At 60.3% G+C, this 13118-nt stretch carries 8 protein-coding genes and 3 pseudogenes; 6 read left to right on the forward strand and 5 right to left on the reverse strand.

What is annotated here, in order from left to right:
- The first annotated feature begins 300 nt into the window (after positions 1 to 300).
- From ACM43_RS11870 to ACM43_RS11890, 5 genes and pseudogenes are all read left to right on the forward strand, one after another.
- A complete protein-coding gene (locus tag ACM43_RS11870; protein WP_141697738.1) occupies positions 301 to 657 on the forward strand; it encodes a hypothetical protein in 357 nt (118 codons plus the stop codon).
- Between the two features lie 921 nt (positions 658 to 1578).
- A complete protein-coding gene (locus ACM43_RS11875; protein ID WP_271540211.1) occupies positions 1579 to 3705 on the forward strand; it encodes a prolyl oligopeptidase family serine peptidase in 2127 nt (708 codons plus the stop codon).
- Positions 3706 to 4683: 978 nt separating this feature from the next.
- Positions 4684 to 5058 (forward strand): helix-turn-helix domain-containing protein, encoded by a 375-nt coding sequence (locus ACM43_RS38885; protein ID WP_442869296.1) that lies wholly within the window; start codon positions 4684 to 4686, stop codon positions 5056 to 5058.
- Positions 5033 to 6322 carry a type II toxin-antitoxin system HipA family toxin gene (locus ACM43_RS11885; protein ID WP_271540213.1) on the forward strand — a complete coding sequence of 430 codons (1290 nt, stop codon included), beginning with the start codon at positions 5033 to 5035 and terminating at the stop codon, positions 6320 to 6322. The genes ACM43_RS38885 and ACM43_RS11885 overlap by 26 nt, the downstream gene beginning before the upstream one ends.
- Before the next feature lie 45 nt (positions 6323 to 6367).
- Positions 6368 to 7582, forward strand: a pseudogene (locus ACM43_RS11890) (IS701 family transposase).
- Between the two features lie 208 nt (positions 7583 to 7790).
- On the opposite strand, the gene ACM43_RS11895 reads toward ACM43_RS11890, so the two are convergent.
- The 5 genes and pseudogenes from ACM43_RS11895 to ACM43_RS11915 form a co-directional block, all read right to left on the reverse strand.
- The gene (locus ACM43_RS11895) at positions 7791 to 9980 is read right to left on the reverse strand and encodes a hypothetical protein (RefSeq protein ID WP_036031342.1); all 2190 of its coding nucleotides are present in this window, start codon (positions 9978 to 9980) and stop codon (positions 7791 to 7793) included.
- Positions 9981 to 10738: 758 nt separating this feature from the next.
- The gene (locus ACM43_RS11900) at positions 10739 to 11260 is read right to left on the reverse strand and encodes a hypothetical protein (protein WP_193375223.1); all 522 of its coding nucleotides are present in this window, start codon (positions 11258 to 11260) and stop codon (positions 10739 to 10741) included.
- A 223-nt stretch (positions 11261 to 11483) separates the two neighbouring features.
- Positions 11484 to 11804: a hypothetical protein gene (locus ACM43_RS11905; RefSeq protein ID WP_141697736.1), complete on the reverse strand. Its 321-nt coding sequence runs from the start codon at positions 11802 to 11804 to the stop codon at positions 11484 to 11486.
- A pseudogene (locus ACM43_RS11910) lies at positions 11722 to 12138 on the reverse strand (GSU2403 family nucleotidyltransferase fold protein). The gene ACM43_RS11905 and the pseudogene ACM43_RS11910 overlap by 83 nt, the downstream one beginning before the upstream one ends.
- 4 nt (positions 12139 to 12142) lie before the next feature.
- Positions 12143 to 12328, reverse strand: a complete 186-nt coding sequence (locus ACM43_RS11915; RefSeq protein WP_050996261.1) for a GSU2403 family nucleotidyltransferase fold protein — start codon at positions 12326 to 12328, stop codon at positions 12143 to 12145.
- 335 nt (positions 12329 to 12663) lie between these two features.
- On the opposite strand from ACM43_RS11915, the pseudogene ACM43_RS38890 reads away from it, so the two are divergent.
- A pseudogene (locus ACM43_RS38890) lies at positions 12664 to 13118 on the forward strand (Wadjet anti-phage system protein JetA family protein); the annotation flags it as partial.

Raw genomic sequence — 13118 nt, forward strand, 5'->3', positions numbered from 1 at the left:
AACGCGACTACAAATCGTTGCGCGATGTAGAGCTCATCTGCATTCTCCGCGAGGTGGGTGCGACAGGTGCGGAGCCATTAACGACGCACGCTCCTGCCAAGCTGGTCAAACATTCGAGTTGCAATTTCGTTCGATCGCATAGTGGGGAGCCGCCCGCATTGTTCGTGCCGCGGGCAGAGTATCAAGCCGACCACATCGGAGTATCCTCATCACGGTATGAATAGGGGCATGTAATCGAACCGCATCGTATAACCGCGCAGGGCCACACCTGACAGGGCCAAGGTTGCGGGCCGGGACAGCTTGAAGAAAGATTCTCTTAAGCGAAGTGCAGGTCCTTCCGATGCTGTTGGGTCGGGCGAGGTGGAGGACCGTCACGATGGTCAACCAGGAGCCCGAGTCCATCATCTCGGTATGGGCTGGACCAACGAGGCTCAAATCCCCTTGTATCAAGATTATGCCTCGGCGCTGACCGCCTATAACGAGATCGATCCCGCTGATGCCGCGTTGAAGGAGGCTGCCTATGGAGCCGTGATGTCGGCCTTTGACGCTTTAGCGGCCCCACTGAACCATACACAGGACATACTCTGGGATCTGCCGGCGGCGACAGCTTCACGCCATGGTCATCGCGGACAAGAGCTCGGTGCCCGAAAGGACTGACCGAACGAAAAGCATAGCACGGTGGATGACAGACTTCTGTAGCAGGACAGAGGAGCAATCCAGGTCTTTGGCGCTGACGCGGTTCTTGCGCACGGCGCAGGCCTAGGAAATCAAGGCATCATATGAGTGGTCCATCACCAGAATGGGGGCGATACAATCAACTCATGTTCTATGCCTAAACGACGCTGATGCGAGGGGGGGCGGCGCCAGTCGGCGCGCTGGTGCCCGTTGATCGCTCCGCGGCGGAAAGCGGCGCTTGCTCTTAGGCCCCAACAGCACCGTCACGGAACAGTTCGCAGCGAGGGTTGCACGAGCCTTGAACCGCCAAGAGGTGTTGCAGCGTAGGCCGTTTCTTGGGCATTTTTACTCTCCTTGTCTCGAGCGCAATTCTCCCGGCAATCAGTTAACGAACCGAGTTATCGGTGTGACTTCGCATGTTGAAGGAAAAAGCTCCTCCAACTAGGCAATGCTTGCAGCCGAGGTGTCGAGATCGCCATGCATACCACCCTTGGCATGATGTCGATCTGGCTGCTGATCAATGCGCTGATCGTTGTCCTGATGATGCCCGTCGACAAGTCTGCCCGGTGACGCCAACCAGGAGAACCTCGCATGCGGAGGTAAGCAGCATCGCCGCGTCCCAGTCTTGCCACTGAAGATCGAAAAAAGCTGGCGCTGTCTCACAGGCTGTCCGCCGACAGGCTGTGATGTCCGCTTGGCAACGAATGGCGGCAACGGAACATGGCCGTGCAGCCCCCGAACGGCTGAAACTTGCGACTCCTTAGCCAGCACGCAGCTTGCAGTAAGCGGCGCATGACATAGCGCAAGCCGCGCTATGTCATGCGCTTGCACGGTTTCCGCCGCGTCTGCCTGACGCGCCAGGGCCGGCCAGCGTGGCCCGCCGATCTTACCGAGAAAAAGTCCATGAACACGCCACCACTCTTGTCCGCGGTGTTGCCTTCGATTGCTAGCGCCACGTCCACGGCGCTTTCAAAGGAGCGAACGGATGCGGCGGTGACTGACGACCAATTCCTTTGGCTCGAGGAGATGGAAGGGCCAGGCGCGTTGGCTTGGGCTCGCGGCGAGAACGAGAAGACGCTCGGGGTGCTTCAGTCAGATCCTCGCTATCGGCGCTTCTACGAACAGGCGCTCTCCATCCTGCAGGCCAAAGATCGGATCGCAGATGTTTCATTCGAAGGGGGCGGTTTGGAGCAGTTCTGGCGAGACGAGAATCAGGTGCGCGGCGTCTGGCGGCGCACCACGCGTGAGAGCGATCGTAGCCAACACCCAAAGTGGGAAACCATTCTGGACGTGGACGCCTTAGCTGCCGCCGAAAACAGAAATTGGGTCTTTCAAGGTCACAGCTGCCTTCCGCCTGAAGAGCGCCGTTGCCTGATTAGTCTTTCCGATGGCGGAAAGGATGCCGTGTCCATACGAGAGTTCGATCGCGCCGCCAAGACCTTCGTCGCGGACGGCTTTCATCTGCCCGAGGGCAAGCAGGACGTCAGCTGGGTCGATGGTGACACCCTCCTTGTTGCACGGGACTGGGGCGAGGGGACTTTGACGCAAGCCGGCTACGCTTTTGTGGTGAAGGAGCTCAAACGTGCTCAGCCGCTCAGTGAGGCTCGCGAGATCTTTCGGGGCGAGCCCACCGACGTTGGGGCGTCCCCCTTCGTGCTTCGTGACAGCGAGGGTCATATTCATGCGACCGGCGCCGCCCGCGCAATCAGCACTTTCGAGTCCGAGTATGTGGTCTTCCGCCCCGATGGGCCCATCAAGCTCAATCTGCCGAAGAAGGCCGAGATCGCCACGCTCGCGTGCGGCCGCCTGCTTGTGAAACTTGATGAGGACTGGATACCGTCCGAGGGCATCCGCTTCACGGCCGGCTCGATGATCTCGTATGACCTCGATGAATGGAAACAGGATCCGTTGCGCGCCAGACCATCGCTCGTCTTTCAGCCTGGGCCCCGGCAGGCACTGAGCGAGTTCACTCACACAAGGAACTTTTTGATTCTGACGATCCTTGAGAACGTTCAGAGTAAAGCGTTCCTCTACAAGTACGATCAGGGAGCTTGGTCGGCGACACCGATCCCGCTGCCGGAAGATACAAATGTCAGCCTGTCAGCCACTTACGATGAAGCCGACCGGGTCATATTCACCGTCTCGAGCTATCTCAGACCAACCTCAGTTTGGTCTTTTGATGCCGAACGCAAAAGCTTGGAGGAATTGAAGAAGGCACCCTCTGCCTTCGATGCGTCGAACCATGTGGTGGAGCAGCTCGAGGCCATTTCGCGTGATGGCACGTCAGTTCCCTATTTTCTGGTGCGGCCCAAAAACGCAAGGTTTGACGGCACGATCCCGACACTTCTCCATGGCTATGGCGGTTTCCAGGAGTCGCAACTGCCCTCTGATCTGGGATCGATGGGGCGGCTATGGCTCGAACAGGGCAATGCCTATGTCGTTGCGAACCTGCGCGGGGGCGGTGAGTTTGGTCCACAATGGCACCAAGCGGCCCAGGCGGCAACGAAGCAGACGACATGGGATGATTTCATTGCCGTTGCCGAGGACCTGATCCGTCGGAAGATCACTAATCCGCGCCAGCTGGGCGCGATTGGCGGCAGCCAGGGCGGCCTGCTCGTTGGCGCCGCGATCACCCAGCGTCCCGAGCTCTTCAACGCGGCGATCATCGAGGTGCCGCTATTCGACATGCTTCGATACACCAAGCTGGGCGCGGGCGCCTCCTGGATCGGCGAGTACGGTGACCCCGCCATTGCCGAGCAGCGTGCGTGGATCGAAAGCTACTCGCCATACCAGAAGCTGGTGGCGGGCAAGACCTATCCCGCTCCCTTAATTCTTACCTCCACCAAGGACGACCGCACGCATCCAGCGCACGGCCGCAAAGCTGCCGCGAAGCTCGCCGCGCTGGGCCAGCCTTACTTCTATTACGAGAACATCGACGGCGGACATAGCGCCGCGGCCAATCTCATGGAAGATGCGCGTCAACTCGCCCTTGAATACACCTATGCATCGAGGCGGCTTTGTTCTGAGTAAAGTTCGGCGGACGGGCTGATCGAAGCCGATAGACTAGAGACCATTGGTTATCTCAACTCCTCACGTTGCTCAGCTGAATTCATGGAACGCAAGGCGAGAGAGCTGATGAGGGTGGGCGGACTCGATGAAGCTCGTCAGATGCGCAAAATTACCGGTCTGAACAGCCTCGACCGCTGTCGAGCGGATTTCCTGGCGTCCCAAGCACAACATGACGAGCTGGAAGTAAGTTGCTAGATGGGATTCCTTGAGGATAGTCAATCCGCGCCATGCCTGCATTGAGCTCCCTGAGCAGCCATCTATTTCTCGTACGGCGAAGTCGCTACGCAAGCGGTCACGGATGCGACCAATTGCTTATTCCTCCGCGCAGTCGCCGTCAGAGGCCGCGGCGACGCAGGAACGGCAGATCCAATCGACGCACAGCGTGACGCAGCAGTCGCCTTGGCTGCCACCCCGGCTGCGAAGCGCGCGCGGCACTTAACTCAGGTAAAGTGCTATCGTTCTCACGCAGCATAGATCCAAATCGACAGCGATTGTTGATGGGTCTGAAATGATTGTCTTTCCGCGGTGAGAAAGCGTTCGCGCAGGGTTGCACAATCTGCCAACTGCACGAGCGGGCGGTATGACCCCGACACATTTATCGCGATCGTAAAAACCTCTATTAGGACGCTACCTCATTCGCCGAACGTGAGGAGGTCGCCACATCGAGGGACGCCAAGGACCATGTTTCGCTGGACGGGATGAGCGGGGATTCCCTCCGGTCGTCATAGATTTTCAAAGAACAGAGTTGGTATTGGCAGCAGAATTCCCGATCGGTAACTTTCTGGGTTGCCCCCACCCCCGGGTTAAAGTTCCCGTTCGGTAACTTTTTGCCTCTCAACATTGGAACTGTGCCAAAATTCCCGCTCGGTAACTTTTCGCTGGACATCCACCGTTTCAGCTCATAAAGTTCCCGCTCGGTAACTTTACGATGAGAGAGCTATGAACACGCGTCCAAAGGGCACTCCCCTCTCAGGCGGAAACGACGCTCCTGGCGAGACCGGTGTCGCGCGCCAAGCCGCCGAGTTCGCTGCAGCATTCGGTCGCCTCATCCAGGCAGAACGCAAACGCCAGGGCCTCCGGCAGGACGAGCTGGCCATGGTGAGCGGGACAGGAAAGCGCTTCATCGTTGACCTCGAGGCCGGAAAAAGCACGTGTCAGCTCGGGCGCAGCCTGCACGTGGCAAACGTGCTCGGGCTGCGCATCGAGGATGTTCTCAAGGATGCCCAAGCCCGCCGCGCGAACACTTCCGAGACACCGGACATTCCCGACAGCGACGAGGAGGAGCCTCATGGACCGTCTTCCCGTCTACTTTGAGACGCGAGAGGTCGGCTGGATCACGACCGCCGACGAAGCGTCAGGCTTCACCTATGCCGAATCCTGGCGCGGGCTGACCGGCGCCTTCCCTGTGTCGCTCACCATGCCGCTCTCGCGGGCGTCGCACGATGCCTCGGCAATTCTGTCATGGGCGGCAAATCTGCTGCCGGAGAACGCAACTCTCGGGATCGTAGGTCATATGCTCGGCAAGTCGCCGGCCGATGTCATTGGCCTTCTTGCCGAGATGGGCCGCGACACCGCCGGCGCGCTCTCCGTCGGACAGCCGGGCACCGGGCTGATCGCCGGAAAATGGCGAGAGATCCCCGACAAGGCCGCGCTCGAGCGCATCCTCAATGAGCTACCTCACAAGCCCTTCCTCGTCGGCGAAGATGGCGTGTCGATGTCGCTTGCCGGTGTGCAGACGAAGCTCGCCGTCGCTCTGGATGGCGACACCCTGTACATACCGATCGACGGCGCGCCATCGACCCACATCATCAAGCCCGGTGGCGAGCGCTTGCCTGGCGCCGTCCAGAACGAGGCATTCTGCCTGACGCTCGCGCGCATGATCGGAATCCCGACGCCGAAGGTGACGACCGGGACGGCAGGCGAACGTAGCTACCTGCTGGTTGAGCGCTATGACCGCCGTCATGACGGCAAGAGGTGGCGGCGGCTGCATCAGGAGGACTTCTGCCAAGCCCTGGGCCGACCGCCAGCTGCCAAGTACCAGAACAACGATAGAGGCCTAAAAGGACCATCATTGGCCGACATGGTCGGCGTGACCCAGCGCCACATGACAGCACAGGAGACCGCCCGCTTCGTCGACCTTGCCATCTTCAATCCAATGGTGTGGAACACGGATTCCCATGCCAAAAATTACTCGCTGATGCTATCGGCGCGCGGCGCCGCCATGGCGCCAGGCTACGACATCATCTGTGCGGCGCCATATCCGAAGATCACACGCAACATGGCGCAGAAGATCGGCGGGCAGAAGCAGGCTGATCAGCTTGGACGAAACCACTGGGAGCGCTTCGCCATCGACTGCAAGCTCTCTCCAACACAGACGATCCGTCGCGTCTCCGAGATTGCTCAGGCCGTGACGCACCACGCAATGGTAGCCAAGGCCGAAGTCGAAGCCATGCCTGCCCGCGGCGATCCCGTCCTGGACACGGTCGTCGAGGCGGTGATTTCGCGCGCACGCGGCTACCTAGATCGCCTGAAGCAAACGGAGCCAGAGCCGAAAGGCGCAGCAGCCCTATCGTCCTAGTATTACAGTTTCTATTTTCGGTGAGTTCTGAATCCATGGGTGACCATGATACGGGATCTGATGATTGGTGGTGCGTCGGTTGAAGATACGCTGACGCTGCGGGCTTCCTCGTTGCGAGATGCCAAGCAACGCATCCGTCCGCTGTTTACGCAGGAGCGGGTGGCGGCCTCGGCGTGACGGTTTCTCGACGGACTGTTGGGTAACGAGCCGCGCAAGACGAGTTGGATGCGGGCTGAAGCTGCCGGCGATCCAGGCCCGTGGCGCCAGCAGGCGATCCTGGGGTCGGGGGCAGTGGGATGCCGACACGCTGCGCGACATTGTTGCGTGAGTACGCGCTGGAAACTTTTGCCGATGAGGACGCGGTTCTGGCTATCGATGAGACCGGGTTTTTAAACAGGGCAAGGCGTCGTGCGGCGTCGCACGCCAGTACACTGGCTCGGCGGGCAAGATCACCAATTGCCAGATCGGAGTGTTCGCCTCCTATGTGTCGCGGCATGGCCATGCCTTCATCGATCGCACGCTCTACCGGCCGAAGGAATGGACGGACGCCCCCGCTCGCCTGAAGGCACCGCATGTACCGAGCGATGTGGGCTTTGCGACCCAGCCCAAGATCGCGCGTCGAATGATCGCTCGTGCAATCGCCGCAAGGGCGCCGTTCTCGTTCGTGGCGGCGGACAGCGTGTATGGCACGGGCGAGATCGAAACCCTGCTGCGCGAGGCGGGCAAAGGCTATGTTCTGAGTGTTGCTTCCAATCACGTGTTCCGTTCCTGGGGCAAGCCGCAGCCTGTCGCCCGCACCGCCTCCGCGATCGCGCAGAACCTTCCCAAGAACGCCTGGCGCCGCCGTCAGGTGGACCAAAGGTCCGCGCTGGCACGACTGGGCCTATCTCGAGTTGGGCCGATCTCGACGTCAGTGAATACAACGACGACCTTGCCGGGGAATGGACGCGGGGTCTTCTGATCCGCCGCAACATCGCCGACGGCAGCTTGGCCTTCTTCTCCAGTTGGTGCCCCGAGGGCACCTCCATGCAGAAGCTGGTGTCGGTAGAAGGCCATCGCTCGCCCATCGAGGACAGCTTCGAAACCGCCAAGAACGAGCTCGGCCTTGATCACAACGAAAGCCGCTCCTGGCATGGCGGGCATCGCCATGTCACACTCATCATGCTGGCCTTCGCCATGATGGCCGTCATCCGTCATCGGGCCAATGCTGAGCCAGCGCTCAAAAAAAGGCGACGCCGGCGCACCAAACATCGTTCCTGATCCGCTGGTCGATCCAGGAAATCCGTCGCATCGCTATCAAGCTCGCTCAACGGCGCATCTCGATCGACCGTGTTCTCGCATGGTCGCTCTGGCGGCGAGCTCACCAGGCCGACGCTCGCCGCGCTCACCTCGGACGAAAAATGAAACTGTAATGCTAACTTAGATGAGCCCAGAGCCTCTCTTCGCGAAAAGCCTAATCAGTCTCAAATTATCTGACGTCGGACGTGCCAACTGCGTTGTTCAACAAGGACCTACAGAATGCAGGCGTGAGCTTGCCGCGGTGGATCACGACGTTTTCGTGCCCCATCGCGGCTCGCGCGCTCTGCCAGTGCCGATTGTAGCCGCGCTGTTCATTGGATTTCACATGGCAAGCGGCGAATTCGGCGTCAGCCGCCGTCGCCAACTGCCACGCATGTACCGGCCGCTTCGTATGGATGTGCACCCACATCGGATTCGCCGTCGCACCGTTGCGCAGTGCCTTGGGCCGCAGCTTAATCTCGAACAGCGTCCCCGGATCGCCGCTCAACGCGCGCGGAGGATCCGGAGGCTCCAACTCCCCGGCCGCCCGCAACCCTTCAAGGTATTTCTGCGAGGGAAAGCCGTAGCTCTTCATGCAATCGATCATGATCGCGGCTCTTTGCCTCTTCAATGAGTTTGCCTGTCCCTGCATCTCGGAATACATCGTCTTGAGCCGGACTATCTTGTCGTGCACTTCGGGCACTTGCGCGGGCGTGAGCAAGCCACTTCGACGAGGCTCCTCCAACGCGGCTACACAGGCTTCGATCTCGGCGGCCTGTCGGTGGAGGCGCTCGACGACGATATTTAGGACGTGGTCGGCGTCCTCGGGTTTCATCTGACGCGCTTGCGAGACGGCGCTTTGCTGAGCGGGCAGATCGAACTGCAAAAGTTCGTCCAATCGCTTGAGCAGTCCCGTCAGCGCTTCTCTGGAGGGCGGAGCCTGCCACATCGTCAGGTTTCCGCTCGCCGACGATGACGCCCGCGCGCGGGCCTCCTCCGCGCTCGTGAGTTTCTTTGTACCCAAATCCGAGAGTACGATAACCTTGCGTGTTGAGCCCGTGCCAGCGTCGGACCCGGCGAGCTGCGGCTCAGCGCCCCCAGCTGTCGAACTCCCCTCGCCTGCGGCCGCTGCGCGCCTGCCTTTGCCCTTCCTGCGCGCTGCAGTGCCTTCGGCCACCCCGGCAGTATGTTCCGGCAGCACAGCCCAAGCCGGCGGTTCAATCGTGGCGGGTGTCTTTGGCTGAAGTGCCAGCAGCCGCATGACTTCGTCCGCTGTAAGCCACGCACCTTCCACTATCTGGTCCAGCAATTCTAACGGAACATCGGCTCCCGCTCCGGCGTCCGTCAGGCTGGCAACCATGCCGCTCACTCCTGATGCAAATTCCGAAAGCCGCTCCATGACTCCTTCCAGAACGTCGCGGTGCTCAGCGTCAAGCGGCGCTCCGTTGCGGTTCATCACGGCCTCGGCCGTCGAGGCGAATGCCGGAACAACATCCTCGATGAAGGTCCCGAGCAGACGCACTCGCCCGTCTCCATCGATAAGGGCGTCTCTGACGGCTGGTCCCAACCTGCTCGCTAGGGAGAGCTGCGCGAGAGTGATCTGCGATTCCAGATACTTGTACTTCGTGTTGAGTGCATAGCCGGTATGCAGTCGTAGCGCGGCCTCTTCGGACTTCCGCAACTCGGGCGTGCTGCTTGGTAGGTCGGCAGTAGCCGCGCAGACGGACTGCATCCGCTCCGAGCGCAATGCCCTCTTTCTCCACCACTCCATGCAGTGCTCATAGTAGGGCTCCACGCCTGAAAGCACGCGGTTCAGCTGGTCAGGCGAAGCGGTGCGGATGATCCTGCCGAGCAGGGCTGCTGCTTTATGTCTGCTCTTCTCCAGGTCATCGAAAATCGCAGCAGCCACGGCGTTACATTCGTCGGCCGCGCCCAGCGTCTCATCGCGGAGCTGGCGAGCCCGATTGTCGGGCAGAATGCGCCGCGCCAAACCTGGGGGCAGAGCAGCGTAGTAGTCCAGAACTGCTAAGCCTGCTTTGACGACTTGATCGATCAGCTCTTGCCTCTCGGACAAGGTCCGGCCGCCCGTGGCTGCCCTACGACAAGTACTAAGGTCCTCAAGCAGGCAGTCCAACGCTCGCTTTGCTGCCTTAACCTCATCTCGTGTTGGCGCCGCCACATCCGAAGTTGGTTGCCGGTTCACGAGCGGCGCGGTTCTATCTTGAGGCCCGGAGCGCATCCGCTCCATGACGGCCTCGAAAGATTGACTGCGTTCCCCAGGGACGAGGCCGAACTCCAGGCTCGAACTGTTCGATACCCCAGTGCTGTCGGCTCCTGCAGCTCCAACGTACGATTTGCCAGCTCGGCCGATGCCCGTCATATTTTATCTCCGATAGAAGAGTCGAGAATGCGCAGCCTTCCTGGCTAAACCGCTTCGCTGACGAGTAGCTGACCAAGAGCGTTTTTCCCGATGCACATGCCCATGTCGCCTCGGGTCCACTTCCATCGCAGCTGCTGTGCTGCTGAAGACAGCGATGCCGGGATAACCGCCTCAGCTGCGGGATCATCACCTGCGGTACATGACCGTAGCCTGAAGCGCGAAATTTTCGCGAGCGCGCCGGGGGCAGCACACCGCCACTCGACAGCCTTGCATTGGGAGTTCATTTTTCTCTGGAAATTGCCCGCGATCGGCGGAGCAATAGGCGCGCGGACGTTTCGGGCGAAAATCCGTACGCGGGACATCGCGCATAATCTAGTGTCCTAAACCAGAAGTTCATGGCCTTTTAGGCCTTGGCTGACACAGTGTAGGCAGAAGCGTTCGATGGAGCTGAGAATGTCGTCAGCTGATTTGGTCATCGGAATGGGCTGGGGTCGGCGTTGTGCTGTTCGATGAAGGACGTGATCTCAGTACGTAGCTCCGCCACGCTGCGGTAGATGCCGCGCCTGATTTCGCGCTCGGTGATGAGGGCAACGAAACGTTCGAGCTGATTGAGCCAGGATGAGCTGGTTGGCGTCAGATGGACGTGCCAGCGCGGTCTTTTGGCCAGCCAGTTACGGATCAGCGGCGTCTTATGGGTTGCCTAATTGTCCTTGACGAGATGGACGTCCAGATCACCCGGCTCGGGGACTTCGATCTCATCAGAAACTTGGGGAATTCCGTGGCCCGTGGTGCCCGTAACACTTGCCGATAACCCGGCCGGTTGCGATATCGAGAGCGGCAAATAGCGATGTCGTGCCATGGCGCTTGTAGTCGTGACTGCGGCGTTCCACCTGACCAGGTCGCATGCGGAACGAGGGTCGGCTCCGATCCGGCGCCAAGATCTGCGGCTTTTCGTCGACACACAGCACGATGGCTCGCTCGGGCGGGACCACGTAGGGGCCGACGACGTCGCGAACCTTGGCGACGAAGTCAGGATGGTTTGAAAGCTTGTAGGTCTCCAACCGATGTGGCTGCAGGCCGAAGGTGCGCCATATCCGCTGTACCGTCGAGACCAACAGCCCACTGGCCCTCGCCATGCTGCGCGAGCTCCAGTGAGTGGCCTTGGGCGGTTTCGTCTCAAGGGTGCGGACGATTACTGCCTCGATCCGGGCATCTTCGATCGTGCGCGGCGTCGCTGGTCGACCCAGGAAACCCGTCGCATCGCTATCAAGCTCGCTCAACGGCGCATCTCAATCGACCGTGTTCTCGCATGGTCGCTCTGGCGGCGAGCTCACCAGACCGCGGACGCACGGCGCGCTCACCTAATGCTAGGAACAGACGCATGTGGCGACAAACCCGAGCCGCCTCACCGCTGGAAAACGTGGCTGCACATCTGCGCTCACGGCTTCCGGGGGCCGTCGCCCATGATGGGCGAGAGAGCCTCGTCGACATGTCGAATTGGCATCACGGCGTCGGCGACGCCGTCGGATTCGCAATTGAAACGCGCGCCAGAAGACCTTCCTTGCCTCCCGTAAGCCCGTACTCCTCTGCAGGCTTGCCGTCGAGTTTGGCCGCTTCGGCGACGCCCTTCGCGAGCGTGTCGAAACTGTCATCCAAAAGACGCAGGGCGCCAACACCAAGCCGTCGTCGCCATCTGGCTCCGCGTTCCCACCCTTCCATCCACGCAAAGCCTAAGTCGCTACTACGTTTGACGGCATTGAATGCTTGAATGAGCGTGCCAGCTTGGTTGATGTCTTTTTTTGACTTCTCCGCAAAGAACCACATTCCGTTTGGTCGCGATGATCAGTTTGTGGACGGCATAGCGCTCCGGGGCCGATACAAGGACCGGCACGCCGGCGTCGTGCAAGACAACAGGGCGGATGGGCTCATGGATCAGTTAGTCTAGGAGCCGCAACACCTGCGCTCCTAAGGACGGCCCCAATGGATGCATCTGCGTCAGTTTGGAGGAGTAGTCCTCGTCGCCACGGTTTGGTGTAAGGAATTCGACCTTGAAGCCGGTGGCAATGGCAAAACCGCTGAACAGCTTGGTTTCATCGGGGGAGAATGAGGGCGCAGATGTCGGATCCATCTTTTTCAGGATCTCTTCGATGTCGGGCATGCTTTCATCGATGTAGGATCGAGATGCCGTAAAATTTCGCGATGTCCATATCCTCGGTCGTCACGAGCTCGTCGGGCAGCTTGAGGCCGACTACGCCGCTGTATGTCCGATAGGCCATCGAACCGACGAGCGTGGCGCGAAGCCGGAAAAGTCCCGCGCGCGCGAGTTCGTTGACGACGATACCTTCCATGTGGGGAGGAGCAGGGTAGCCGGCCCGCCTCAACTTCGCTGCCAGCTCGCGTCGCGCGCTATAGCCAATCTTGGTGCGCTGGAAAGCTTCCGCGCGTTGGCAATCTCGGGATCATCGGTCGGACCGACATATTGAGGGTCGTCTTCGTCGGTCCCTCGCCACCGAGGGCGCGTAGGTCTTCTAGCAATAGTATTCGCGGCGGCTCGCTTCTGTTTTGAGAAAGGTCTGGTTTTCCGGAGCGGCTCGCGAGCCTCAATAAGGATCTCTCGAGCGATTCGGCGGCTTGATCGTGCAAATCCGCCTCAACGGAGGCCGTCGAAAAACTGAGGCCCGAGATCACCGACCGCAAGCGGCGCGAAGCCGCGCTCGCCGTACGCGAGGCGCGCAATCAGGCCGACCAGTTCACTAAGCGCCTGCGGGCCATACTGGCCGACCTGAAGCGCGTCCGACGGACCGTCATGGAGTCGAAAACAGTCGCTACCCGGCTGGCAACCTTTTTCGAGGATTTCGTCGAGTCCTGCTGAAGGATTTCGAGTCCATCCTCACCGTTAACCATCCGTACCGCTTCCGCGACGCCATCGTCGATCTCGCGCGGAGCTACACCCCGGAAACCATGCAGGTCCTTGCCGAGGAGTACACAGCTTCCAGCATGGCAGCCGACATCGAGGACGGTCGAATGGCCGCTGCCGACGACCTGCTGGCCATCGAAAGCATCTTCGATCAGATCGGGGAGATGTTCGACAGGATCGAGGCCTTCCGCAAGCAGCTCGAAGCCCGGGTCCGCAGCACC

This window comes from Bradyrhizobium sp. CCBAU 45321 (assembly GCF_028128975.1).
Taxonomy (GTDB): domain Bacteria; phylum Pseudomonadota; class Alphaproteobacteria; order Rhizobiales; family Xanthobacteraceae; genus Bradyrhizobium; species Bradyrhizobium yuanmingense.